Genomic DNA, 25,713 nt, shown 5'->3' with positions numbered 1-25,713 from the left:
AGAACTCTTTATTTATAGATGCAACCGACACTAACTTGTTCGCTCTTACAACTAAACGAGAGCAACACCATGACAATTTTAACTATATTTTTTTGCGGTACGGGTTCCAACAAGTTCGATACCGCCCATGAAAACTTCTGGGACGGCGAACTGGTTTCCACGCTGGCTTCCAACCATACCGGCCGCGAGTTCGCAGAATGGATCGTCGTCGACGGACCTGGCAGTGGCAACCTGCAAGCCGACGACCTGTTTACCAAAACCAAGGAGTACGGCCTTACCGGCACGCTGTTTGGCAAAGGCTGGGAAGAAAACGTGCAGCATGCCATCAATATCATCAAGGGCAAATGCGACTGGCAGCGCGAGCAACTGACCGAGACTGAATACAACCGCCTTAAAGCCGCCGGCATTCCTATTGAAGACGTAAAAGTCGAGGGTTCGTGGTTCTGGCGCAAATATAACTACGGCGATCGCAGCGTGACCCAGCAGAAGTTACAGGAGCAGATCATCAAAACATTTCGCAAGGACGGCGTTACTCCCACCCAGGTCAATCTGGTGGGCTGGAGTCGAGGCGGAATAAGTTGCCATATGCTGGCCAATGCAATGTTAAATGATCCTCAACTCAACAATATCCCGGTGAATATATTCGCCCTTGATCCAGTCCCGGGAATCGGCAACTTCCAGGATCAGCGCGTCAAGCTCGGTGCCAACGTTAAAGAATATGTCGCCTTCTATGCCCGCGATGAGCGTTCCAAAGGGTTTAGCTGCGTCATTCCACAAACCGCCACCGGCACTAAAACCTGCGTGTACCCGATGGCCGGTCGCCACGCGACCATGGCCGGCAACGCCACAGCTGACGGTGGCGTGCCTGCCAGCGCAAGCGACCTGAAAACCCTGGTGGAACCTGGCCGCATCGTTCGCCACCTCGCCGAAACCTGCCTCAAACGCTGGGGCGTACAACTGAACAAAACCCTGAACCTGAGCGAGGCCGACCTCCTGCGCCTGACGGGCGCCATCGTCGCCGACGAAGCGCGCTACAAGCAGATGCACAGCGTTTCCTACACCTACTTCACCGAACTGGATAAAGGTGAGCGCTATGTTTCGCTGGGTAGCAAAGGGGTGCCGTTTTCGGCGGTAAAGGGTTCGATCTACGCGCCGGCAACGGGGCTGACGACGAGTTCGTTGGATGTTTCGGCATATAAACATCTGCGTTGAAAAATGATGACGAGTTGGTAGGAACGTCTGATGAAATCTTCGTCCCGTTCCTACGCAACCCGACGCTTTGTCGCCTATCGCGACTTGAGGGCGCGAACCTATAGTCGTGGCTGTCGCTAAGCAATCAGCGGCTCAGGTTTGGTCACCTGAAAACAGAGATAACTGATGCATGCCCTTGTATGCTGCCAGCACATTCTGTCGGCACGCTTTATGGCGGCTGTGTTTGGGACGCTTCGGCGTACCGGGTTATCTCTGCCGGTTTGACCAACTTGAACACAGCCCGCCTCCACCGCTTGGTCACGGTAGCAGCGGTTTTTCGATACCTTCAGAGATATCTAAAAATGAAAACATGGAATCAGTTTCTTACCGAACGCTACCGCCCCCTCGAATCCAACCTCACCGACACCAAGCCCCTGATCATCGACACAACGGCCAATCCACAAGACATCCTCGAATGCGCCGTCCAGCGCCTGCGCGCCTCCGCCGATCTGCTACGCACCCTCTACTGCCTCAGCTTCAAACAAGCCGACGTCGAAGACATCCCCCACATCACCCACGCCCTCTATCTGCTGACGCAGGATGGCTGCGACCTGCTGCAGGTTGCGCAGCAGCGGATGCTCAATTGGAAGGCTCCAGCCTGAAATTGAGTGCTCGTATCGCTCTTATGCACTCTGTGAGAGCGATCAAAAAACGGTAATCAAACATGGGAGCAACCATGAGCAAATTCTTTGATGAGCTGATGGAAAGCGTGCGAGAAATGGACGAAATTCTGCGTGGTGAATGTGCACCATCGCGTATATCCAAGGCTGGCAAAATGATTCAAAAAAACCAACAGACTCTCGATGAACAGCCTCGCTTTAAGGATCGAAAATCCCAACCTATCACTCCACACGATTGCGCTACACTGGAGTCCTGCACCAAGAGGCCTATGAAATGAGCGAATTGACGTTCCAGCAGAAGCAGGCTTATTACGACAAAGTACGCCGGTCAAACTATCTGGCGAGCTTACGTCTGGAAGGTTTCGATACCAGCCGTGCCGATGCCGAGAAACCGCTTCCATCAAGGGAATCGGTCATCGAAAAATATCGTCAGACTGCACGTTAATGACGGACAAATATGGGGTCGGACAAGACCCCTATTGCTACCCTCATAGTGATGTTCTGCGTAACTTGCTCGACATCCACTGTGAAGAAGAACTGCAAAAAGCAGAGCGAGAGCTCTCGGAAATCTCGATCAGTCGATTTCGTCTTCTCCCCCCTCCTTATGATTTAAGTGTCCTGCAGCACGCCCATAAAACTCTTTTTTGCGATGTTTACGATTGGGCCGGGCAGTTGCGTACCGTTAACATCAAAAAGGGACAAACATTTTTCTGCACTGCAGAGCGAATTCTTCCAGAAGCGCAAAAAATCTTTAGCGTGATGGAGCGCTCGGCGTGGTTCTTGGGAATGGGCAAACCAGAACTTGTGGTGAACATCGCTGAGGCTTATGGCGATTTGAATGTCATCCATCCTTTTCGCGAAGGTAATGGCCGAGCGCAACGCCTATTATTTGAACAAATCATTATTAACGCAGGCTTCCCAGTCGATTGGTGGCTGGTTAAAGATGACGCTTGGGTCCCAGCAAACATTGATGCTGTGTCATGTGATTATCGGGGGCTAGTGGCGATCTTTGACCGTTGCATTGGCGAAAAGCTGGCTCTTTAAGTGGCAGTATTCTGGTAGTTAAGGCCATTTTCTGCGGGAATATTGCCAGTTAGTCTTGTTTTCGCCCACAAAAAAGCCGCCCCTAAAGGGCGGCTTTTTCATTCACAAAAAACCAATCTTACAACTTCGGCCCAGCAGCCTTGATCGCGTCGCTCACTTCGAACTTCTTGAAGTTCTCGATGAACAGACCGGCCAGTGCTTTCGCTGCCTCGTCGTACGCAGCCTTGTCAGCCCAGGTGTTGCGTGGGTTGAGCAGGTTGGTTTCGACGCCCGGTACGGCCAGTGGCACGTCGAGGTTGATGGTGTCGAGGTGTTCGGTGGCTGCACCGATCAGCGCGCCGCTCTGGATCGCTGCGATCACTGCGCGGGTGGTCGGGATGTTGAAGCGTTTGCCGACGCCGTAGCCGCCACCGGTCCAGCCGGTGTTGACCAGGTAAACCTTGGAGCCGAAGCCGCGGATGCGCTTGATCAGCAGCTCGGCGTATTCGCCAGCCGGACGTGGGAAGAACGGTGCGCCGAAGCAGGTGGAGAAGGTCGACTTGATGCCGCTGCCCGAACCCATTTCAGTCGAGCCCACCAGTGCGGTGTAGCCGGACAGGAAGTGGTAGGCCGCTTGTTCTTCGTTGAGGATCGACACTGGTGGCAGTACGCCGGTCAGGTCGCAGGTCAGGAAGATCACCGCGTTTGGCTCGCCACCGAGGTTGTGCTCGGAACGCTTGGCAACGTGCTCCAGCGGGTACGCGGCGCGGCTGTTCTGGGTCAGGCTGACATCGGCGTAGTCGGCGTGCTTGGCGTCGTCGATAACGACGTTTTCCAACACAGCGCCATGCTTGATGGCTTTCCAGATAACCGGCTCGTTCTTCTCGGAGAGGTCGATGCACTTGGCATAGCAACCGCCTTCGATGTTGAACACCACGCCTTCACCCCAACCGTGTTCGTCGTCACCGATCAGGTAACGGCTTTCGTCAGCCGACAGGGTGGTTTTACCGGTGCCCGACAGACCGAAGAACAGGGTCACGTCGCCTTCTTCGCCTATGTTGGCAGCGCAGTGCATTGGCAGCACGTCAGCGGCCGGCAGCAGGAAGTTCTGCACGGAGAACATGGCTTTCTTCATCTCACCGGCGTAACGCATGCCAGCGATCAGCACTTTCTTCTGTGCGAAGTTGAGGATCACGCAACCGTCGGAGTTGGTGCCGTCACGCTCAGGCACGCACTCGAAGTTGGCCACGTTGAGCACTTGCCACTCTTCACGACCGGCCGGGTTGTACTGGGCCGGGTTGATGAACAGGCAACGACCGAACAGATTCTGCCAGGCAGTCTGGGTGGTCATTTTCACGGCCAGGTAGTGATCTTCCGCCGCGCCTACATGCACGTGGGAAACAAAGTGCTCTTGCGCGTTGTTGAACGCCTCAACGCGAGCCCACAGGGCATCGAACTTGTCGGCCGGGAACTTGCGGTTGATCGGGCCCCAGGCGATAGCGGCCTGGGTGGAAGGCTCTTCAACGATGAAACGGTCAACAGGCGAACGACCGGTGCGGTGACCAGTGCGAACAACCAGAGCGCCGGTATCGGCAAGCTCGCCCTCACCGCGGTTCAAGGCTTCTTTTACCAGATCATCAACACTCAGATCGGTGTACACGGCGTTATTGGCTTGCGTCATGAGATTCCCCGTCGGCCAGTGGCCGAGTGTGCTCCAAACGTTTTGTAGTAGAAAGTCGTGCACTACTACCGCGACAAAAAGTGGGCCGGATTATGCCAGAAACGCCCAAAAAGAGTAGGGTCCTCCCGTCGTAACGGCGATATTCCGTCGTTACGCAGTGAATTTACCTGCGCTGAACCGTTTTAGTGCCGGGTATCTGACGGCGTGTCCACGCCTGCGCCAGCGAACAATTGAGCAACATCCGTGGCATCGAACAGGTAGCGCTCGTTACAGAACTGGCAATCAACCTCGATGTTGCCACCGTGTTCGACCACCAATTGCTGCGCATCTTCCAGACCGAGACTGACCAACGCATTGCCTGAGCGTTCCCGCGAGCAGCTGCAACGGAAGCGCAGTTTCTGCACATCGAACAGACGAACCTGCTCTTCGTGGTAGAGGCGATGCAATACGGTTTCGTTATCCAGGCTGAGCAATTCATCGGCGGTCAGGGTGGTGGCCAGTGCGGTGATGTGCTGCCAGCTGGCGGCGCGATCTTCTTCGTCTTTCAGACGATCGGCCGGCAGTTGCTGCAGCAGCAGGCCACGAGCGCGACGACCGTCGGCAAACAGCTTGAAGCGGGTGCCAACCTGTTGCGACATGACGAAATAGTTGGTGAAGCAGTCGGAGAGGGTTTCGCCGTCGAGGTCGACGATGCCCTGATAACGCTGGCCGACAGTCGGGTCGACAGTCAGGGCCAGAACGCCATTCGGCATCAGGTCAGCGAGGGTCGCGTCCGCCGCGATCTGCTCGGCGTCGTAACGCGCCAGGCCACGGATTTCACGCTCGCTGGAGCACTCGATCATCAGCATCGGAATTGGCCCTTCGGAACGCGCCTGCAGAATCAGCAAGCCGTCGAACTTCAGTGTGCCCACCAGCAACGATGCCGCCGCCATCAATTCGCCGAGCAATTGCGCCACCGGCTCCGGGTACGGGTGCTTGGCGAGGACTTCGGCGTAGCTGCGCTCAAGCGCCACCAATTCGCCGCGGGTGTCACTGTCATCGAAGATGAAACGTTGGGTGAAATCGGTATCCGCTAGCTCGGTCATAATTTTGGGTATCTGAATGTGGTGACAAAATGGTTACAAGACGTGAAAATTTGCGCTTCTTGGCACTCTTTTTGGTGCCGACTGCTCTGCCATGGGAGGCATTTTATGAACAATCCGGGTTTGTTCCAATCTAGGTGGAACCTCGGCCGGCTGGTTCTGTGCAACGTAGTGCCGTTGGCGCTACTGGCTTTCTGGTTATGGCCTACGGGCAACTCGCTGTGTGTGATTTTCGACGAGTGGCTGTTCCGCTCGCTCAATGCACCGCTGGCCCGCAACCCCATATGGCTCCACATCTGAGCAATTGCAAGTCTGCGACCGTTCGACATTGTCGTCGGCCTGATTCTGCTGACGCTGCTGATCAAGGGCGACTGGGTGTTCAAGGCCATTGATGTGCGTCGCGCATTCTTCGGTTTTTTCTCGATCCTGCTGTTGATGGTGGTGATCCGCGCGCTGTTTTCCAAGTTCGCCGATCATATGGATTGGCAGCACAGCAGCCCGTCGATGGTGCTGGAAGGTGCGGTGCATATCAGCGACTACTTCCCGCATCTGGAGAAGACCTGGGAGCTGAAGGATCGCTCGAGTCAGAGTTTCCCGGGTGACCACGCTTCGGTATTGCTGATCTGGGCGCTGTTCATGGGCGTGTTTAGTCGCACCGTCGGGCAGTTTTTGACGATCTGGGGCCTGGCGCTATTGTTTATGCTGCCGCGACTGGTGGCCGGTGCGCATTGGGGGCAGGACGATTACATCGGCGGTTTGCTGCTGGCGGTGTGGGCGTTGGGTTGGGGTTACTACACGCCGTTTGCGTATCACGCCTCGAACTTCTGGTTGAAGGTGACCGCGCCGATCTTTGCTTTGCTGGGCAAGTTGCCGCTGGTGTCGCGGATGAGTGTGGTGCGTAGCGCCTGATACCGAACTGTCTTCGGCGAGGGCTGCGCCCTCGATTCGCGAGCAGGCTCGCTCCCACATTGGAATGCAATCTCCTGTGGGAGCGAGCCTGCTCGCGAAGAGGCCGGCACCAACAACGCAAAAACACCCCGCTTACTCGTCGTTACTGCCGCCTCGAAACCTGAACAAATCCCGCCGCTGTTTTTTGCTCGGTTTGCCATCAGTGGTAACGCCCAGCGCCCCCGCCTTACGCATTGCCGCAGCCGCTTCACGCTTGGCAATACTCGCCTCAGTCTCCGCGTACAACGTCTGCGCCTCCGGTGCGCCGCGCCGCACAATCGACAATGCCTCAACCTTCACCGTACGCACTTCAAACCCGGTACGAATCTCGAACTCATCGCCGACGCGTGGCTCTTTGCCAGGCTTGCAGCGCTCACCGCGACAATGCACCTTGCCACTCTCGATCGCCGCTTTGGCGAGGGCACGGGTTTTGTAAAATCGCGCAGCCCACAGCCACTTGTCCAGACGAACCTTGTCGTCCTCTTCCTGTTTTTGCGCCATGTGAATTCCTCGTTCAGCCAGTAGTCGGAACTGTACTACCGTTTCTGTCGGGCGCAAGAACTCGGCCCTCCAGATAGACTGTGATCTTGGCCGGTTCATCGGCATGGAGTGATCGAGTGACTAAATTTCCATCTTCATTAATCTCGCCCAAGGCCGGTTGCCAGGGCTGCCAGCAAAGCGAGCCGCTGGGCTTCGATTTTGCCTTCGCCTACCAACCCATCGTTGATTTGCGCGACCAATCGGTTTTCGCCCATGAAGCGTTGGTTCGTGGTGTGGCCGGTGAAGGCGCATTCACTGTGCTGGATCAGGTTACAGAAGATAACCGCTACCGTTTCGACCAGCTCTGCCGGACCCGCGCCATCGAAGGCGCGGCCAATCTAAATATGCAGACACACTTGTCGATCAACTTCATGCCCAACGCGGTCTATCGTCCAGAGCTATGCATTCGCAGTACGCTCGAGGCGGCAAAAAAACACCGTTTCCCTATCGACCGACTGATTTTCGAAACCCTGGAAAGCGAGCACGTAGATAACTATCGCCATTTGACCAATATTCTGCGTGAATACCGCGAATTCGGCTTCAAGACCGCCATCGACGATTTCGGTGCCGGTTATTCGGGGCTCAATCTGCTGGCTGATTTCCAACCGGACCTGATCAAACTCGACATGGCGCTGATCCGCGATGTCGATCAAGACCGTGTTCGTCAGGCGATCGTTCGGGGGATTGTCACAATCTGTGCGGAGTTGGACGTTACAGTCATTGCCGAAGGCATTGAGAGCGCCGGTGAACGGGACTTCCTGGCGGACTGTGGAATATTTCTGATGCAGGGCTACTGGTTCGCCAAACCTGCATTCAAAGCGTTGACCCAGGTTTCACCTGAAGCCTGGACGCGTTAATCGTTGGTTTTTTCTATTGAAGACATTTGACCATTTGACCGTTGTCGGTCTGCGCGAGTGGGTGGCGCTTCCGGATTTGGGAGTCGCAGGCCTGCGGGCGAAGATCGACACCGGCGCCAGCACCTCCAGCCTGCACGCCACCGACATCGAGCCCTTCGAACGCGACGGCGAGAAGTGGGTGCGCTTTACCGCGCACCTGGGCACGGTGGTGCAGTTGCGTCACCGCCGCTGCGAAGCACCGCTGGTAACCCGCAAAACCATCAAAAGCTCCAACGGCCATGCGCAGGTACGCTACGTGATCAGCACCACCCTGGCGTTGGGTGATCGAGTGTGGCCGGTCGAGTTCACCCTCGCCTGCCGCAAGTCGATGCGCTACCGCCTGCTGCTCGGTTCCAAAGCCCTGATCGATGGCCAGTTGGTGGTCAATCCGGGTATCAAATATGTACAAGACAAGCCGGTGTTCCCGGTATCTACCTCCTCCACAGGTGTTGCATGAAGATCGCTGTGCTGTCGCGGAACCCGCGTCTGTATTCCACCCGCCGTCTGGTCGAAGCCGGAACCGAGCGCGGGCATGAAATGGTAGTGATCGACACCTTGCGCGCCTACATGAACATCGCCAGCCACAAGCCGCAGATCCACTATCGCGGCAAACCGCTGGAAGGCTTCGATGCGGTGATTCCGCGGATCGGCGCGTCGGTGACGTTTTATGGTTGCGCGGTGTTGCGTCAGTTCGAAATGATGGGGGTGTTCCCGCTCAACGAATCTGTGGCGATCGCACGTTCGCGGGACAAATTGCGTTCGCTGCAATTGCTGTCGCGACGCGGCATCGGTCTGCCGGTGACCGGGTTTGCCCACTCGCCGGATGACATTCCCGATTTGATCGACATGGTCAACGGCGCGCCGCTGGTGATCAAGGTACTGGAAGGCACTCAAGGTATCGGTGTGGTGCTGTGCGAAACCGCCACGGCGGCGGAATCGGTGATCGAGGCCTTCATGGGCCTGAAGCAGAACATCATGGTTCAGGAGTACATCAAGGAAGCGGGCGGTGCGGATATTCGTTGCTTCGTGGTCGGCGACAAGGTCATCGCGGCGATGAAGCGTCAGGCCAAACCGGGTGAATTCCGGTCCAACCTGCATCGCGGCGGCAGCGCCAGCCTGATCAAGATCACCCCGGAAGAACGCATGACCGCGTTGCGCGCAGCGAAGGTCATGGGCCTGGCCGTGGCGGGTGTGGATATCCTGCGCTCCAATCACGGGCCGCTGGTGATGGAAGTGAACTCGTCGCCGGGGCTGGAAGGGATCGAGACCACCACAGGGAAGAATGTGGCGGGGATCATCATTGAGCATCTTGAGAAAAATGGCGGGCCGAATATGACTCGGACAAAAGGCAAAGGCTAGAGCCAAGAGCAACAGCCCCTCACCCTAACCCTCTCCCAGAGGGAGAGGGGACTGATTGGGGGATGCTTAAGAGATACGCCGACCTGATCCTGCTGTGCCGAATCCATAATCGACTCGGAATTTCGGGTTGATGTATGACGCCAGACACCTAGGTCGGCCCCCTCTCCCTCGGGAGAGGGGGCCGATTGGGGATGATTAAGAGATACGCCGACTTGATCTTGCTGTACCGGATCCATAATCGACTCAGTCTTTCAGGTCGATGTATGACACAAAACACCTCGGTCTGCCCCCTCTCCCTCCGGGAGAGGGTTGGGGTGAGGGGCTTTTGATCTACACAGCGTCCCTAGGCAACATCAACCCCAACGGCAACCTCACCCGCGCTTCCAGCCCACCACCGGACCGATTGCGCAGTTCAACATTGCCGCCATGCATCGAAGCAATCCGCTTCACAATCGCCAGGCCCAACCCGGTGCCCTTGCCACCCCGGGCACGATCGCCACGGGTAAACGGGTTGAAAATCGCCTCCAGCTCCGAAGGATCGATCCCCGCCCCTCGATCCATCACACTCAGCACCACATACGGCGCACTGACGTCACCGGACACATAAGCCGCGACTTCAACGTGACCGCCGGCATGGTTCAAGGCGTTGCCGATCAGGTTGTTCAGCAAGCGTTTCATCGATACCCGCCGCAACGGAAACGGCTGAATCGGCTCCAGACGCAACCGTACCTTCTCTTCGTTCTGGTTGTACGGCGCCGCCACTTCACGCACCAGATCAGTCAGATCCACTTCTTCCACCGACTCGTCACGACCATCGCGAATGAACGCGAGGAACTGGTCAAGAATCGCGTCCATGTCTTCGATGTCGCGCACCATGTCGTCGGTCAGGTCGTTGCGGTCGCCCATCAACTCCAGCGACAGCCGCAACCGCGTCAACGGTGTGCGCAGGTCATGGGACACGCCGGCCAGCATCAACTCGCGCTCGCGGCCGGCCTGCTCGACGTCTTCAGCCATCTGGTTGAAGGCGCGATACACCTCGGTCATTTCGCTCGGCGTGTCGCTGATCGGCAGACGTACGCTGCGACCCTGACCGAGTTGCCGGGCGGCATAGACCAGACGCTTCAAGGGTTGGTTGAGCTGGCTGACGAAAATCCATGCCGACGCTGTCGACAACAAGCCGATGGCGAGGAACCAGCCGAGCACGTTCCAGATTTTCTGGCCGCGCAACGGGTGCGGATACAGCGGCACCTTGAGCCAGCCGTCACCAAGGCTCGGAGCACGCACCCACAAAGCCGGCGGCGAGTGCATGCGCAAACGCACTTCAGTGTCGGCGCCCAACTCCGCCTGCATCTGCCGCTGGTAGATTTCGCTGTACGGCCAGTGCTGCTCGCCTTCCGGCACACCGGCGCCGACTACCCGGATCAGGGTGGCGGCATCAGCGATCTTCGCGCGGTTTTCTTCATCGGCGGCCCAATAGGCGCGCAACGTCAGGGCGACGCCGTGGCTGTATTGGCGGTCCACCAGCACGTCCTCGTTCATCAACAGATAAACCAGGGTCAGCGCCTTGGAGAACAACACGACGATAAGCACCAGCCAGAGGGTGCGGGAGAAAAAACTTTGGGGGAACCAGACGGGGGTCTTCATCTATAACCGCTACACACTTGCAGGAGCGAGCAATGCTCGCATATTGCGGATTGCGAGTCTGCGGGCATGGCCGTTCGACCAAAACCTGCAGACCCGCTCCTACAAATCACCGATCACTTGGTGGCGGCACCATCGGGTACGAACACGTAACCCACGCCCCAGACGGTCTGGATATAACGCGGCTTCGATGGATCAGGCTCGATCATGCGGCGCAGACGGGAGATCTGCACGTCGATTGAACGCTCAAGGGCATCCCACTCGCGGCCACGGGCCAGGTTCATCAGTTTGTCGCGGGTCAGCGGCTGACGCGCGTTCATCACCAGTGCCTTGAGTACCGCAAACTCACCGGTGGTGAGCATGTGCACTTCGTCGCCGCGTTTCAGTTCGCGGGTGGCCAGCGACAACACGTAATCACCGAAAGTGACGTTTTCGTCTTCACTGCCCGGCGCGCCAGGCACCGGTGCGGCCTGACGACGCAGGACAGCTTTGACCCGGGCCATCAGCTCGTCCGGGTTGAACGGCTTGGCCAGATAATCGTCGGCGCCCAGTTCCAGGCCCTTGATGCGGCTCAACTCATCGCCCTTGGCGGTGAGCATGATGATCGGAATCTGATTGTTCGCGCCACGCAGGCGGCGGCAAGCGGTCAGACCGTCTTCGCCGGGCAGCATGAGGTCGAGGACCACAAGATTGAAGACTTCACGCGACAGCAGACGATCCATCTGTTCGGTGTTCGGTACGGTGCGGGCACGGTAGCCCTTGCTGACGAAAAAACGTTCCAGCAGGCTGCTCAGCCCCGGATCGTCGTCAACGATGAGAATTTTTTCGCCTTCAGCAGTTTGTGCAGTGCTGCTCATTGGATGCTCCTTTTAGCTCGGCGCGCATTATGGCGTAGCTGCCGTTATACGCACCGTGTGCATTGTTAGCAGATTTTTCCTTCACTGCCAGAAAACCGGGGTTTATGCCTACAGACTGCGACGCCCCCGAATGACAGAACGCTGGTTATAATGCGCGGCGTTTTGTGCCAGGCAACGTCTGAATCGTTACCGCAGGTGGCAGGCTTTTTTTCCTGTCGCGCGCAGTAATTGTTCGATTTCACGGGTCAATGGGCTGCCTTTTGACCCAGGCAGCGGCAATTTTCTAGCCGCTCAACCAGACTCCGGGCCTTTATTTCCGTGCCTGCGAGCCTGATTTCACAATATGTCAGGTGGTTTTATGGACAGCATCAACAGCCGCATTGCCGAGGAGCTCGGCGTACGCCCACAACAGGTCGAAGCGGCCGTCGCGCTACTCGATGAAGGCTCTACCGTTCCCTTCATCGCCCGTTACCGGAAAGAAGTTACCGGCAGCCTCGATGACACCCAGTTGCGTCATCTGGAAGAGCGTCTGCGCTACCTGCGAGAACTCGACGAACGGCGCATCAGCATCCTCGCCAGCATCGAAGAGCAGGGCAAACTCACCCCAGCCCTCGAACGCGACATCAAACTCGCCGACACCAAGACCCGCCTCGAAGACTTGTACCTGCCGTACAAGCAGAAGCGCCGCACCAAGGGCCAGATTGCCCTGGAAGCCGGCCTCGGCGACCTTGCCGATGGCTTGTTCAACGACCCGAATCTGGCCCCGGAAACCGAAGCCGCACGCTTCGTCGATGCCGAAAAAGGCGTGGCCGATGTGAAGGCCGCGCTGGAAGGCGCCAAGTACATCCTCATGGAGCGCTTCGCCGAAGACGCCAGCCTGCTGGAAAAACTGCGCAACTACCTTAAGCAGGAAGCGACCCTCAGTGCCCGCGTTATCGCCGGCAAAGAAGAGGAAGGCGCCAAATTCCGCGATTACTTCGAACACGATGAGCCGCTGAAAAGCATGCCGTCGCACCGCGCGCTCGCCATTTTCCGTGGCCGCAACGAAGGCATCCTCAGCTCCGCGCTGAAAGTCGGCGACGAACTGCCGGGCACCATGCACCCGTGCGAAGGCATGATCGGCCAGCAATTCAACATCCAGAACCAGAACCGCCCGGCCGACAAATGGCTCGGCGAAGTGGTGCGCTGGACGTGGAAGGTCAAGCTCTACACGCATCTGGAAACCGACCTGCTCGGCGAGCTGCGTGACGGTGCCGAAACCGAGGCGATCAACGTGTTCGCCCACAACCTGCACGACTTGCTGCTGGCCGCCCCGGCTGGCCCGCGCGCAACCCTCGGTCTCGACCCGGGCCTGCGTACCGGCTGCAAGGTCGCCGTGGTCGATTCGACCGGCAAGCTGCTGGATCACGCCACGGTTTATCCGCACGTGCCGCACAACAAGTGGGATCAGACCATCGCCATTCTGGCCGCCCTGTGCGCCAAGCACTCGGTTGACCTGATCGCCATCGGCAACGGCACCGCCAGCCGCGAGACCGATAAACTGGCGATCGAGCTGATCAAAAAATATCCAGCGATGAAGATGACCAAGGTCATGGTTTCCGAGGCCGGTGCATCGGTGTACTCGGCATCGGAACTGGCGGCCAAGGAATTCCCGGATCTGGATGTGTCGATCCGTGGCGCGGTGTCCATCGCCCGTCGTCTGCAGGATCCACTGGCTGAACTGGTGAAAATCGATCCGAAATCCATCGGTGTCGGCCAGTACCAGCACGACGTTTCGCAGCTGAAACTGGCGCGTGGTCTGGACGCCGTGGTCGAGGATTGCGTGAACGCCGTCGGCGTTGATGTGAACACCGCTTCGGTGGCGCTGCTGGCCCGTATCTCCGGCCTCAACGCGACGCTGGCGCAAAACATCGTCGCGCACCGCGATGAGCACGGCGCGTTCAAAACCCGTGCAGCCCTGAAGAAAGTCGCGCGTCTGGGCGAAAAAACTTTCGAACAAGCTGCCGGTTTCTTGCGCGTGATGAACGGCGACAACCCACTGGATTCGTCGGCGGTTCACCCCGAAGCCTATCCGCTGGTACAGCGCATTGCCGCTGAAACCGACCGCGACATCCGCTCGCTGATCGGCGACGCCAGTTTCCTCAAGCGTCTGGATCCGAAGAAATTCACCGACGAGACCTTCGGTCTGCCAACCGTGACCGACATCATCCAGGAACTGGAAAAACCGGGCCGCGACCCGCGTCCTGAGTTCAAGACGGCCGAGTTCCAGGAAGGCGTCGAAGACCTGAAAGACCTGCAATTGGGGATGATCCTCGAAGGCGTCGTCACCAACGTGACCGCGTTCGGGGCATTCGTCGACATCGGCGTGCATCAGGACGGCCTGGTGCACATCTCGGCGCTGTCGGAGAAGTTCATCAAGGATCCGCGCGAAGCGGTGAAGGCCGGCGACGTGGTGAAAGTGAAGGTCATGGAAGTCGACATTCCGCGCAAACGCGTCGGTCTGTCGATGCGCATGGGCGACACCCCGGGCGAGAAAATCGACGGTGCCCGTGGCTCGCGTCCGGGCTCGGCCCAGCGCCAGCCTTCGAACAACGCGCCACGCAAAGAAACTGCGACTGCAGCGCCAGTGAACAATGCGATGGCCTCGCTGTTCGCCAACGCCAAGCAGTTGAAGAAACGCTGATGGAGATTCCGGCCGGGCTCGTCGAGAGCGCGTTTTTCAAGCTGTTGGGCTGCCGCCTGCACAGCCTGGAAACCGGGGTGGCGCAAGTCGCCCTGGTGCTGGAACCGGAACTGCGCAATCGCGGCGGCAAATTGCACGGTGGCGCGCTGTTCAGTCTGGTCGACATCGCCATGGGGCTGGCCTGTTCCAGCACCCATGGCTTCGATCAGCAGAGCGCGACCATCGAGTGCAAGATCAACTATATCCGCGCCGTTTCCGACGGCGAGGTCATGTGCACGGCACGGGTCATCCACCCGGGCCGGCGCACGTTGGTGGTCGAAGCCGACGTGATGCAGGGCGACAAACTGGTCGCAAAAGCGCAAGGCACGTTCGCTGTCCTGTAGCTACCGGTCATCATTTTGAGTTAATTTCGGCGCAACGAATCTTGTGGGAGCGAGCCTGCTCGCGAAGAGGGTGTATCAGCAAATGAAGATGTTGGCTGACACACCGCCTTCGCGAGCAGGCTCGCTCCCACAGGGATTGTGCAGTTCCTGACTGACCGGCAAATGGCCTGCCGCTACAAAACCAGGCGATAACGCCAGTTTCAACTTCACCCTTGTAGACCGTCCTGCCCACCCCCATATTGGGGCGACTGACGCGTGAAGGAATCCAAATTGAGCGAACTTCTCAACCGCCGCCTGGCTCTGCTCGGCGAGCGCGCTAACCTCTCTCTGCTCGAGCAGTGCCTGCACGGTATCGAACGTGAATGCCTGCGCGTGACCAGCGAAGGTCGCCTGGCGCAAACGCCGCACCCCGAAGCCTTGGGTTCCGCGCTGACCAACGAACAGATCACCACCGACTACTCCGAGTCGCTGCTGGAATTCATCACGCCCGCCCTGCCCGACCCGGCCGATACGCTGGCGAGCCTGGACAAGATTCACCGCTTTGCCTACAGCAAACTCGGCAACGAGTACCTGTGGAGTCCATCGATGCCGTGCCCGTTGCCGGCCGAGGAAGATATTCCGATCGCCTATTACGGCACCTCCAACATTGGTCAGCTCAAGTACGTCTATCGCAAGGGCCTGGCCCTGCGTTATGGCAAGACCATGCAGTGCATTGCCGGGATTCACTACAACTTCTCCCTGCCGGAAAAGCTCTGGCCGTTGCTGCGCGAAACCGAAGGTTTTGTCGGCACGGATCGCGACTTCCAGTCGGTTTCCTACATCGCGCTGATCCGCAACTTCCGTCGCTACAGCTGGCTGCTGATGTACCTGTTCGGTGCATCGCCAGCGCTGGACGCAGGGTTTCTGCGGGGGCGTTCGCATCAACTCGAACAACTCGATCCGGACACCCTGTATCTGCCGTACGCGACCAGCCTGCGCATGAGCGACCTCGGTTATCAGAGCAACGCCCAGGCCGGTCTGACGCCCTGCTACAACGATCTGGCGAGCTACACCGACAGCTTGCGCAAAGCCGTGGCCACGCCGTACGCGCCGTACGTTGAAGTCGGCACGCACAAGGATGGTGAGTGGGTTCAGCTCAACACCAACATCCTGCAAATCGAAAACGAGTACTACTCCAACATCCGCCCGAAACGCGTGACCTATACCGGCGAACGGCCGATTCAGGCGCTGGTGGCCCGTGGCATTCAGTACGTTGAAGTGCGTTGCCTGGACATCAACCCGTTCCTGCCGATGGGCATCGACCTGACCGAGTCGCGCTTCCTCGATGCGTTCCTGCTGTATTGCGCGCTGAACGACAGTCCGTTGTTGACCAACACGTCTTGCGGCAACGCGACGTCGAACTTCCTCAGCGTGGTCAAGGAAGGTCGTCGTCCGGGCCTGCAATTGCAGCGTGACGGTGAATCGGTGGAGATGAAGACTTGGGCGGCCGAACTGCTGGAGCAGATCGCCCCGCTGGCGGCGTTGCTGGATCAAAGCCATGGCGGCGATGCACACAGCAAGGCGCTGGATGCGCAACTGGCCAAGGTCAGCGATCCGTCCCTGACGCCATCCGCGCAGGTGCTGGCGGCGATGGCTGAGCACAAGGAAAGCTTTGCGCAGTTCTCCTTGCGTCAGAGCCAGGCGCATGCCGAGTTTTTCCGCAGCGAGCCTCTGGCGGCGGATGAACAGGCGAAGTTTGAGGAGCTGGCGCGTACTTCGCTGGCTGAGCAGGCTGAGCTGGAGCAGAACGAGGTGGGGGATTTTGATGTGTTTGTCGGGTCGTATCAGGCGAGTATTTTGGCGATCAGCAACTGAAGAGCCCCTCACCCTAACCCTCTCCCAGAGGGAGAGGGGACTGACCGCGTTGTTGATGCGAAGTACACCGACCTGAACTACCGCGCCGAACTCAGGTTTTGAAAAGCACAGAGATCGGCTCCCTTTCCCCTCGCCCCCCTGGGGGAGAGGGCTGGGGTGAGGGGGCAAGATCTAACGCCGAACGAAAAATCCGAACCGCCCACAAACTTCCCCCCGCTTAGATTTTTCCGCTCATAAGCTCATTCGAAAAAGTTATTTATTTACTGATTCTTAGATCATTTAGTCTCCTTTCACGCCGACGCTCGGTCGCCTGATATGGAGCTGTTCAATGAAACTGAATTTCCCGCTTCGCCTGCTCGCCGTAGCCTCTCTGGCTGCCGCGAGTTTTCTGGCTCAGGCCGCCGACCTTACCGTCGCCTACCAAACCACCGTTGACCCGGCGAAAGTCGCCCAGTCCGACGGCGCTTACGAAAAAGCCACCAAAACCGATATCGCCTGGCGCAAGTTCGACAACGGCGCCGACATCATCGCCGCCATCGCCTCCGGTGACGTGCAGATCGGCTACCTCGGTTCGAGCCCGCTGACCGCAGCGATCACCCGCAAAGTCCCGGTCGAAACTTTCCTCATCGCCACTCAGATCGGCGCCGCCGAAGCACTGGTCGCCCGCGACGGTTCCGGCATCAAGACCCCGCAAGATCTGATCGGCAAGAAAATCGCCGTGCCGTTCGTATCCACCGGTCACTACAGCCTGCTCGCCGCGCTGAAGCACTGGAACATCGACCCGTCGAAAGTCACCGTGCTCAACCTTGCTCCGCCAGCGATCATTGCTGCGTGGAAACGCGGTGACATCGACGCCACTTACGTGTGGGATCCGGCGCTGGGCGTGGCCAAGGAAAACGGCAAAGTGCTGATCACCTCCGGCGAGCTGGCCAAGTTCGGCGCGCCGACCTTCGATGCGTGGATCGTGCGCAAAGACTTCGCCGAGAAGCACCCGGAAATCGTCACCGCGTTCGCCAAGGTCACCCTCGACGCCTACGCCGACTACCGCAAAGACCCGAAAGCCTGGCTCGCCGATCAGTCCAACGTCGACAAGCTGGTGAAACTCTCCGGTGCCAAGGCCAGCGATATTCCGTTGCTGCTGCAAGGCAACGTCTACCCGCTGGCGGCGGATCAAGTCGTCACCCTAGGCGCGCCGACCACCAAAGCCATCACCGATACCGCCGCGTTCCTCAAGGAACAAGGCAAGGTCGAAGCCGTTCTGCCGGACTACGCGCCGTACGTCAGCGCCAAATTCATCACCAACTGATCGGGAGTTAACCGCGATGGCCTTGCTTCAGCTGGAGCGCATCAGCGCACAGTACCCGGGCAGCCCGACACCGGTGCTGGCGGATATTTCTCTGACCCTGGGGCCTCAGCAATTGCTGGTCGCCCTCGGCCCGTCCGGCAGTGGCAAGACTTCGCTGTTGAACCTGATTGCCGGTTTCGTCGAACCGAGCGCCGGGCGCATCACCCTCGACGGCGTGCCGGTCAAAGGCCCGAGCGCCGAACGTGGCGTGGTGTTCCAGGATGACGCGTTACTGCCTTGGCAGAATGTGTTGGCCAACGTCGCGTTCGGTCTGGAACTGGCCGGTGTCGCCAAAGACAAACGCGAAAAGATCGCCCGCGAGATGCTCGCGCTGGTTGATCTTTCCGGTTTCGAAAGCCGTCGGATCTGGCAGCTTTCCGGTGGCCAGAAACAGCGCGTCGGCCTCGCCCGCGCCCTCGCCGCTGACCCGCGCGTATTACTGATGGACGAGCCTTTCGGCGCCCTCGACGCGTTCACTCGCGAACAGATGCAGGAGCTGTTGCTACAAGTCTGGCAGCGCACGGCCAAGCCGGTTTTCCTGATTACCCATGACATTGAAGAAGCGGTGTTCCTCGCCACTGACCTGATTCTGCTCGCGCCGAATCCGGGGCAGATCGTTGAGCGGCTGCAGCTGGACTTCGGTCAGCGCTACGCCGCTGGCGAGTCAGCACGTGCGATCAAATCCGATCCGCGCTTTATCGAAACCCGCGAACACGTGCTGAGCAAAGTGTTCTCGCAACGCAGCGCCGCACAACGGCAGGAGCGCGCATGAGCAGTTACGACGTTTCCTCGACTGCGGTAAAACCCGCGACACCGTCGGTGGCGATTCCCGTACGCCGCAGCCTCAGCACGCGCTGGATCAGCCTGCTGACCTTGTTTGCATTGTTGGCGATCTGGTGGGCGGTGACGGCCACTGGATTGATCGAGCCGCTGTTCCTGCCGCCACCGTCCGCCGTGCTGCAAAAAGGCTGGTTGCTGGCGACTACCGGTTACATGGATTCGACGTTGTGGCAGCACTTGGGCGCCAGCCTGAGCCGCATCGGTCTGGGCCTCGGCTTTGCGATCCTGACCGCCGTGCCGGTGGGCATTGCCATCGGGGCCAATCGCATTGCCCGTGGCGTGCTCGATCCGCTGATCGAGTTCTACCGGCCGATTCCGCCGCTAGCCTATTTGCCGCTGATCGTGATCTGGTGCGGCATCGGCGAGTTGTCGAAAGTGCTGCTGATTTATCTGGCGATTTTCGCACCGATTGCCATCGCTACCGCTACCGGTGTTCGTACGGTTGATCCGGCAAAATTGCGCGCGGCGCAGTCGTTGGGTGCGACGCGTTTGCAGCTGATTCGTCATGTGATTTTGCCGAGTGCCCTGCCGGACATTTTGACAGGCGTGCGCATTGGTCTGGGCGTTGGCTGGTCGACGTTGGTCGCTGCCGAATTGATTGCCGCGACCAGCGGTTTGGGTTTCATGGTGCAGTCGGCCGCGCAATTTCTGGTCACCGATGTGGTGGTGCTGGGGATTCTGGTCATCGCCCTGATCGCCTTCGCCATGGAAATGGGCCTGCGCGCCCTGCAGCACAAACTGGTGCCATGGCACGGCCAGGCCCACTAAGTCGCCATATGAAATCCCCCTGTGGGAGCGAGCCTGCTCGCGAAAGCGTCGGATCAGTCACTGCACTTTCGCCAGACACTCAGCATTCGCGAGCAGGCTCGCTCCCACAAAAGCCAGAACCCCGAATTCGAAGAGAAAGACCATGAGCAGCCTCAACATCACCCCGTTAAGCTCAGCCCTCGGCGCACAAATCAGCGGCGTCGACATCAGCCAGCCATTGAGCCTGGAACACCGCGACGCGATTGAGCAGGCGCTGCTCAAATATCAGGTTTTATTCTTCCGCAATCAGCCAATCGAGCCGCCTCAACAGGCGCGCTTCGCCGCCTATTTCGGCGACCTGCACATCCACCCGATCTACCCGAACGTGCCGGAACAACCGGAAGTGCTGATCCTCGACACCGCCGTCACCGACGTGCGCGACAATGCGATCTGGCACACCGACGTGACCTTCCTGCCAACGCCGGCGATGGGCGCGGTGCTCAGCGCCAAGTTGCTGCCGGAGTTCGGTGGCGACACGTTGTGGGCCAGCGGCATTGCCGCGTATGAAGCGCTGTCGGCGCCGCTGAAAGGCTTGCTGGAAGGGCTGACTGCAACCCACGATTTCACACGCTCGTTTCCGCTGGAGCGCTATGGCAACACGCCTGAAGCGCTGGCGCAGTGGGAAGAGGCTCGGCGCAAGAATCCACCGCTGTCGCACCCGGTGATCCGTACGCATCCGGTCAGCGGGCGGCGCTCGTTGTTCGTCAATGAAGGTTTCACGTCGAAGATCAATGAGCTGTCGGAAACCGAGAGCGAAGCGATTCTGAAGTTTCTGTTCGCCCATGCAACGCGGCCGGAATTCACCATTCGCTGGCGCTGGCAGCAGGACGACATTGCGTTCTGGGACAACCGCGTGACACAGCATTACGCGGTAGATGACTACCGACCGGCGCGACGGGTGATGCAGCGGGCGACGGTGTTGGGGGATGTGCCGTTTTTTCGTTGAGCCGTTTTTACAGCCAAAGCCCCTCACCCTAACCCTCTCCCCGAGGGAGAGGGGACTGACCGAGGTGTTTGTACGAGCTACATCGACCTGAAATATCGGGTTGAATTCAAGTATTGAAAAGCATGAAGATCGGCTCCCTTTCCCCCTCGCCCCCCTGGGGAGAGGGCTGGGGTGAGGGGGTTGGATCTTGCTGACCCGACCCAATCTTCATCACTCCGCCGTCGAAGGCTTCTCCCAAAGATTGATCCCGCCCTCTTGGGCAAACCGGTCAATCTCCGCCAGCTCTTCAGCACTGAAACTCAAATTCTTCAACGCCCCGACGTTCTCGATAATCTGCTCCGGCCGGCTCGCACCAATCAGTGCCGAGGTCACCCGCGGATCGCGCAGCGTCCACGCCAGCGCCAGTTGCGCAAGACTCTGACTACGACGCTTGGCGATTTCATTCAACGCGCGCACGTGAGCAATGTTGGCGTCGGACAAGTGCGAAGCCTGCAACGAACCACCGCCCGGACGGTTGACCCGTGCATCCGCCGGTACGCCGTTAAGGTATTTATCGGTGAGCAGACCTTGCGCCAGCGGAGTGAAAGCGATCACGCCCGTGCCGAGTTCATCAGTGGTATCGAGCAGATCTTTTTCCACCCAGCGATTGAGCAAGTTGTAGGCCGGCTGATGAATCAGCAGCGGTACTTTCCAATCTTTCAACAGCGCAGCGATCTCGCGGGTTTTCACCCCGGAATACGACGAGATACCGATGTACAACGCCTTGCCCTGTTGCACGGCAGTGGCGAGGGCGCTGGCGGTTTCTTCCAGTGGGGTGTCCGGGTCGAAGCGGTGCGAATAGAAAATATCCACATAGTCGAGCCCGAGGCGTTGCAGGCTCTGGTCGAGGCTGGCCAGCACGTATTTGCGCGAGCCACCGCCCTGACCGTAAGGGCCGGGCCACATGTCCCAACCGGCCTTGCTGGAGATGATCAGCTCATCGCGGTACTGCTTGAAGTCTTCACGCAGCAAGCGGCCGAAATTAGTCTCGGCGCTGCCGTACGGCGGGCCATAGTTGTTGGCCAGGTCGAAGTGGTTGATGCCCAGATCGAACGCGGTGCGCAGCAAGGCGCGTTGGGTGTCGATCGGCGTACTGTCGCCGAAGTTGTGCCACAGGCCCAGCGACAACGCCGGCAGCACCAGACCGCTGCGGCCGACGCGGCGGTAAGGGATGGAGTCATAGCGGTTTTCGGCAGCGGTGTATGTCATCGAATCCTCTCTTGTCTGTTTTGAAATGGGTGTCGACTGCTTCGCGAGCAGGCTCGCTCCCACCTTTGGAATGCATTTCCCTGTGGGAGCGAGCTTGCTCGCGAAGGGTGTTACACAAATCGATTGCCGGGTCGGGCCAGGCCAAGGTTCTCGCGCAACGTCCGGCCCTCATACTCCGTTCTGAACAAACCACGCCGTTGCAGTTCCGGGACCACGCCACCGGCGAAGTCTTCGAGCCCACCCGGCAGGTGCGGTACCAGCACGTTGAAGCCGTCCGCCGCGCCTTGTTCAAACCATTCCTGCAAACGATCAGCAATCTGCTCCGGCGTACCGACCAGGCTGTAATGCCCTCGCCCACCTGCAATCTTGCGGCCCAGTTCGGCAAGGCTCAGGTTTTCCCGACCCGCCAATTCAGTGAGCAATTTTTGCCGGCTCTGCTGACCGCTTTCCGTCAGCGGCAACTCCGGCAACGGCCCATCCAGCGGGTACTTCGACAAATCGAAGTTGCCCAGCATACGCCCAAGCAAGGCGACGCCAACCTCGGGTTCGACTAATTGCTGAAACGTTTCACATTTTTCCTGCGCCTGAGCTTCGGTGCGGCCGACGACGACAAAAACTCCGGGCATGATTTTCAACGATTCGGCGCTGCGCCCGTATTTCGGCAAGCGCCCTTTGAGATCGGCGTAGAACGCCTGGGCATTGGCCAGCGAGGTCTGCGCGGTGAACACCACTTCAGCGGTCTGCGCCGCCAATTCGCGTCCGGTTTCCGAAGAGCCGGCCTGTACAATCACCGGCTGCCCCTGCGGCGAGCGCGCAACGTTCAGCGGGCCTTTGACCCGGAAGTGTTCGCCGACGTGATCTAGCACATGCAGCTTCGAAGGGTCGTAGTACGCTCCGCTGGCCTTGTCGCGAAAGAAGGCATCATCTTCCCAGCTATCCCAAAGCCCGGTCACCACCTGATGAAATTCGCGGGCACGGCTATAGCGTTCGGCATGACCAATGTGTTCATCACGACCGAAATTCAGCGCCTCGGCAGCATTGTCCGAGGTCACCAGATTCCACCCCGCACGCCCACCCGAAAGGTGATCAAGCGAAGCGAATTTACGCGCCACGTGATACGGCTCGTTGTAGCTGGTGGTCGCCGTGGCGATCAGGCCGATGTGCTCGGTTACCGCACTCAGCGCCGAGAGCAATGTCAGCGGCTCAAAGTGATCGGAACGCGCCATGCGACTGGCGATGTCCTGAGTTGGCGCGGCGACGCTGTCGGCAACAAACAACGCATCGAACTTCGCCGCCTCGGCAATCTGCGCCAGCCGTTTGTAATGAGCGAAATCCAGACCCGCATTGGCCGGTACATCAGGATGACGCCACGCCGCCACGTGGTGCCCGGTAGCCATGAGGAACGCGCCGAGTTTCAACTGTCTGCTCATCTCAGAAATCCTTGCGCAGTTGCACGCCAAAGTAGCGCTCGTCATCCCGTGGCACGGCGCGGTAGATGTAATTGCCGCCGCTGGCGAGCAATGGCGAATAGGATTTGTCAGTGAGGTTCTTGCCCAGTAGCGCGACGCGCCAGCCATTGCTGTAATCGGCCAGGGCGACGCTGGCGTTCCACAGGCCGTAGGCACCCTGTTTGGTGTCGACGTTCTGGCTGATGTCGTACTGCACTTCGCTCTGCCAGCTGTAGTCGGTGCCGAGCTCGATATCCAGACCGTTATCCAGCGGGATGGTGTAATCGGCGCGCACGTAGCTTTTCCAGTCCGGACTGAACGGCAGCGGTTTGCCGTTGACGTTGCACGACGCCGCCGCGCCCGCCGGGCAGGCGAATTCGTCGATGCGCGCGCGGGTGTAGGCGAGTGCGCCGGACAGCTTCAATTGCTGGGTCGCTTGCAAGGCGTAATCGAGTTCGACGCCCTCGGTGCTGACGCTGCCGGCGTTGATCAAACGTGTTACGACCTGACCGGCGACAGTGTCAAAGAAGTTCGCCTGATAGTTGTCGTAGTCGCTGTGAAATACCGCCAGATTGGTGGTCAGGCGATTGTGCCAGCTCGTCGCCTTGATCCCCGCTTCCCACGTGTTGGAGGTCTCCGGTTTTAGCGCTTCGGTATCGCGCGGCTGCATATTGAAGAACACGTTGTAGGCCGGGCCTTTGTAGCCACGCGAATAGGTCAGGTATGTAGTGACTGTATCGCTCAGGTCGTACTGCACACCGAGGCGGCCGGACCAGCCATCTTCGTCCACCGAACCTGAACTGCTGGTGGCCGGTTGAATACCGCTGACGGTGGTCGCCGAAGTCGAAACGCGGCGGTGATCGTATTCGAGATCATCGTGGGTGTAGCGCAGGCCAGCGATGCCGCGAAAGTCGGAGGTGAAGTTCAGTGTGCTCTCGCCGAACACAGCGTAACTGTCGCTGGTGGTGCTGTAATCGGCGACACCACGGTCGGTGCGCGTGGTGGTAGTCAGCGTGCGCTGATAGGTCTCGTCGTCCTTGCCGTGCATGTAGAACAGGCCGCCAACGTATTCGAGGAACTCGCCTTTCGGCGAGGCCAGACGCAGCTCTTGCGAATATTGATCGAAGGCCAGATCGCCCTTGTCCGCCGTGCCGGGGAACGCCGTCGTTACCGTGCCAAGACGGTCCCCGTCCTGATACTGGGTGTTGTCCCAGCCGCGCCATGCGGTAATCGAGGTCAGCGTGTAATCACCCAATTGCCAGTCGAGCTGGCCGGACAAACCTTTGTTGATGTCCTCGACGTGTGAACGGGTGTCGGTGTTGATGTCGCGGTTATGGCTGCTCGCATTGACCGGGCTCAGTGCATTGGCGAAGGCCGGGGTCAGCGACTTGCTGACCACGCCGTTGGGGCCGTCGTCGTGGGACTGCATGTAGTCGGCGATCAGCGTGAAAGTGACGTCGTCATTCGGAGTGAATTCGAGTTTTCCGCGTACGCCGCGATGGTTGTAGCCGTTGACCTCCTGACCGTTGTGTTGGTTGTCGACGTTGCCATCGTAGGTGCCGAACAGCGTGCTGATAGAGCCCTTCAACGTCTCCGGAATCAGGCTGCCGCCAATGCCGAACCGGGTGCGGCTTTCGTTGCCGCTGTAGTACGACTGATCGATGTAACCGTGAGTCTCGGCGGTCGGCGCCTTACTGGTGATGTTGAGCACGCCGGCCGAGGCGTTCTTGCCGAACAGCGTGCCTTGCGGACCGCGCAAAACCTCGACGCGCTCCAGATCCAGCAAGTCGAGAGTGGATTGGCCAGGGCGTGCGTAGACCACACCATCGATCACCGTCGCCACGGTCGGCTCGACGCCCGGCGAGGTGGAAATCGTGCCGACACCGCGCACGAACAACGAGGTGTCCTTGTTCGAAGCGCCAGTGCGGAAGTTCAGCGACGGCACTTGCTGGACGATGCTCGCCACGCCGTTGCGGTTATCGCGTTCAAGCTGTTCGCCGTCGATCACCGACACCGCGACTGGCACTTTTTGCAGCGACTCTTCGCGGCGCGTGGCAGTGACGGTCACGGATTTGAGTGTCGGCTCCTGATCACTGCTCTCGCCAGCGAATGCGTTGGGCAACGGCAGCGCCGCCAACCCCGTGAATAACCAGCCCGCGGCGCGAATCGACTGCGCCAGTGTGTGTGTCGCCCCAGGAATGTTGTGCATGTTTGCCCGCTCGAAATTGGCCCTTAACCGCTGCCGTTCTGCGACGACAGCG

General features: G+C 59.0%; 23 protein-coding genes and 1 pseudogene. 16 read left to right on the top strand and 8 right to left on the bottom strand.

Annotation, left to right across the window (positions count from 1 at the left end):
* Positions 1 to 69: 69 nt before the first annotated feature.
* From ACZ0A4_RS25515 to ACZ0A4_RS25495, 5 genes are all read left to right on the top strand, one after another.
* Positions 70 to 1,212, top strand: a complete 1,143-nt coding sequence (locus ACZ0A4_RS25515) for a hypothetical protein (RefSeq protein WP_463577638.1) — start codon at positions 70 to 72, stop codon at positions 1,210 to 1,212.
* A 341-nt stretch (positions 1,213 to 1,553) separates the two neighbouring features.
* Entirely contained in the window at positions 1,554 to 1,853 is a 300-nt protein-coding gene (locus tag ACZ0A4_RS25510) for a hypothetical protein (protein ID WP_463576772.1), read from the top strand.
* 74 nt (positions 1,854 to 1,927) lie between these two features.
* Positions 1,928 to 2,149 carry a hypothetical protein gene (locus ACZ0A4_RS25505; protein WP_463576771.1) on the top strand — a complete coding sequence of 74 codons (222 nt, stop codon included), beginning with the start codon at positions 1,928 to 1,930 and terminating at the stop codon, positions 2,147 to 2,149.
* Complete coding sequence (locus ACZ0A4_RS25500; protein ID WP_007917944.1) at positions 2,146 to 2,316, top strand: YhfG family protein; 171 nt, start codon at positions 2,146 to 2,148, stop codon at positions 2,314 to 2,316. The genes ACZ0A4_RS25505 and ACZ0A4_RS25500 overlap by 4 nt, the downstream gene beginning before the upstream one ends.
* A complete protein-coding gene (locus ACZ0A4_RS25495; RefSeq protein WP_463576770.1) occupies positions 2,316 to 2,915 on the top strand; it encodes a Fic/DOC family protein in 600 nt (199 codons plus the stop codon). The genes ACZ0A4_RS25500 and ACZ0A4_RS25495 overlap by 1 nt, the downstream gene beginning before the upstream one ends.
* Before the next feature lie 118 nt (positions 2,916 to 3,033).
* On the opposite strand, the gene ACZ0A4_RS25490 is transcribed toward ACZ0A4_RS25495, so the two are convergent.
* A complete protein-coding gene (locus ACZ0A4_RS25490) occupies positions 3,034 to 4,575 on the bottom strand; it encodes a phosphoenolpyruvate carboxykinase (RefSeq protein ID WP_007917942.1) in 1,542 nt (513 codons plus the stop codon).
* 182 nt (positions 4,576 to 4,757) lie between these two features.
* Positions 4,758 to 5,660, bottom strand: coding sequence for an Hsp33 family molecular chaperone HslO (hslO, locus tag ACZ0A4_RS25485; RefSeq protein ID WP_463576769.1), 903 nt, complete (start codon positions 5,658 to 5,660; stop codon positions 4,758 to 4,760).
* Positions 5,661 to 5,765: 105 nt separating this feature from the next.
* Here hslO and ACZ0A4_RS25480 point away from each other — a divergent pair.
* A pseudogene (locus tag ACZ0A4_RS25480) lies at positions 5,766 to 6,566 on the top strand (phosphatase PAP2 family protein).
* A 132-nt stretch (positions 6,567 to 6,698) separates the two neighbouring features.
* On the opposite strand, the gene ACZ0A4_RS25475 reads toward ACZ0A4_RS25480, so the two are convergent.
* Positions 6,699 to 7,106 (bottom strand): RNA-binding S4 domain-containing protein, encoded by a 408-nt coding sequence (locus ACZ0A4_RS25475; RefSeq protein ID WP_463576768.1) that lies wholly within the window; start codon positions 7,104 to 7,106, stop codon positions 6,699 to 6,701.
* 116 nt (positions 7,107 to 7,222) lie between these two features.
* Here ACZ0A4_RS25475 and rimA point away from each other — a divergent pair, with 116 nt between their 5' ends.
* From rimA to rimK, 3 genes are read left to right on the top strand one after another with little or no spacing between them, the layout of a single operon-like run.
* On the top strand, positions 7,223 to 8,002 hold the full coding sequence (gene rimA / locus ACZ0A4_RS25470) for a S6 modification regulatory phosphodiesterase RimA (protein ID WP_463577637.1): 780 nt from the start codon (positions 7,223 to 7,225) through the stop codon (positions 8,000 to 8,002).
* A 16-nt stretch (positions 8,003 to 8,018) separates the two neighbouring features.
* Entirely contained in the window at positions 8,019 to 8,498 is a 480-nt protein-coding gene (gene rimB / locus ACZ0A4_RS25465) for a retropepsin-like aspartic endopeptidase RimB (RefSeq protein ID WP_007917936.1), read from the top strand.
* Positions 8,495 to 9,400, top strand: a complete 906-nt coding sequence (gene rimK / locus ACZ0A4_RS25460; RefSeq protein WP_007949201.1) for a 30S ribosomal protein S6--L-glutamate ligase — start codon at positions 8,495 to 8,497, stop codon at positions 9,398 to 9,400. Before rimB ends, rimK begins: the two co-directional genes overlap by 4 nt.
* Positions 9,401 to 9,730: 330 nt before the next feature.
* On the opposite strand, the gene ACZ0A4_RS25455 is transcribed toward rimK, so the two are convergent.
* Together ACZ0A4_RS25455 and ompR are read right to left on the bottom strand one after the other, a co-directional pair.
* Entirely contained in the window at positions 9,731 to 11,044 is a 1,314-nt protein-coding gene (locus ACZ0A4_RS25455) for an ATP-binding protein (protein ID WP_007917930.1), read from the bottom strand.
* Positions 11,045 to 11,157: 113 nt separating this feature from the next.
* Positions 11,158 to 11,898 (bottom strand): osmolarity response regulator transcription factor OmpR, encoded by a 741-nt coding sequence (gene ompR / locus ACZ0A4_RS25450; RefSeq protein ID WP_064388985.1) that lies wholly within the window; start codon positions 11,896 to 11,898, stop codon positions 11,158 to 11,160.
* 358 nt (positions 11,899 to 12,256) lie between these two features.
* On the opposite strand from ompR, the gene ACZ0A4_RS25445 reads away from it, so the two are divergent.
* From ACZ0A4_RS25445 to tauD, 7 genes are all read left to right on the top strand, one after another.
* The gene (locus ACZ0A4_RS25445; RefSeq protein WP_016986272.1) at positions 12,257 to 14,581 is read left to right on the top strand and encodes a Tex family protein; all 2,325 of its coding nucleotides are present in this window, start codon (positions 12,257 to 12,259) and stop codon (positions 14,579 to 14,581) included.
* Positions 14,581 to 14,964, top strand: a complete 384-nt coding sequence (locus ACZ0A4_RS25440) for a PaaI family thioesterase (RefSeq protein ID WP_053116527.1) — start codon at positions 14,581 to 14,583, stop codon at positions 14,962 to 14,964. Before ACZ0A4_RS25445 ends, ACZ0A4_RS25440 begins: the two co-directional genes overlap by 1 nt.
* A gap of 270 nt (positions 14,965 to 15,234) precedes the next feature.
* The gene (gene gshA, locus ACZ0A4_RS25435; protein WP_463576767.1) at positions 15,235 to 16,818 is read left to right on the top strand and encodes a glutamate--cysteine ligase; all 1,584 of its coding nucleotides are present in this window, start codon (positions 15,235 to 15,237) and stop codon (positions 16,816 to 16,818) included.
* Positions 16,819 to 17,146: 328 nt separating this feature from the next.
* Entirely contained in the window at positions 17,147 to 18,124 is a 978-nt protein-coding gene (tauA, locus tag ACZ0A4_RS25430) for a taurine ABC transporter substrate-binding protein (protein WP_463576766.1), read from the top strand.
* 16 nt (positions 18,125 to 18,140) lie between these two features.
* Positions 18,141 to 18,935 (top strand): taurine ABC transporter ATP-binding subunit, encoded by a 795-nt coding sequence (gene tauB / locus ACZ0A4_RS25425; protein ID WP_463576765.1) that lies wholly within the window; start codon positions 18,141 to 18,143, stop codon positions 18,933 to 18,935.
* Positions 18,932 to 19,771, top strand: a complete 840-nt coding sequence (tauC, locus tag ACZ0A4_RS25420) for a taurine ABC transporter permease TauC (RefSeq protein WP_463576764.1) — start codon at positions 18,932 to 18,934, stop codon at positions 19,769 to 19,771. Before tauB ends, tauC begins: the two co-directional genes overlap by 4 nt.
* A gap of 142 nt (positions 19,772 to 19,913) precedes the next feature.
* Positions 19,914 to 20,756 carry a taurine dioxygenase gene (gene tauD, locus ACZ0A4_RS25415; RefSeq protein ID WP_038359808.1) on the top strand — a complete coding sequence of 281 codons (843 nt, stop codon included), beginning with the start codon at positions 19,914 to 19,916 and terminating at the stop codon, positions 20,754 to 20,756.
* Between the two features lie 210 nt (positions 20,757 to 20,966).
* On the opposite strand, the gene mgrA is transcribed toward tauD, so the two are convergent.
* From mgrA to ACZ0A4_RS25400, 3 genes are all read right to left on the bottom strand, one after another.
* Entirely contained in the window at positions 20,967 to 22,004 is a 1,038-nt protein-coding gene (gene mgrA / locus ACZ0A4_RS25410) for an L-glyceraldehyde 3-phosphate reductase (RefSeq protein ID WP_463576763.1), read from the bottom strand.
* 110 nt (positions 22,005 to 22,114) lie between these two features.
* A complete protein-coding gene (locus ACZ0A4_RS25405) occupies positions 22,115 to 23,434 on the bottom strand; it encodes an LLM class flavin-dependent oxidoreductase (protein ID WP_463576762.1) in 1,320 nt (439 codons plus the stop codon).
* Between the two features lies 1 nt (position 23,435).
* Positions 23,436 to 25,661: a TonB-dependent receptor gene (locus ACZ0A4_RS25400; RefSeq protein ID WP_463576761.1), complete on the bottom strand. Its 2,226-nt coding sequence runs from the start codon at positions 25,659 to 25,661 to the stop codon at positions 23,436 to 23,438.
* Positions 25,662 to 25,713 lie beyond the last annotated feature (52 nt).

It is taken from the genome of Pseudomonas sp. AC172, assembly GCF_979258595.1.
Note: the sequence above shows the minus strand (reverse complement) of the source record. Positions and strands in the feature narration are given on the sequence as shown.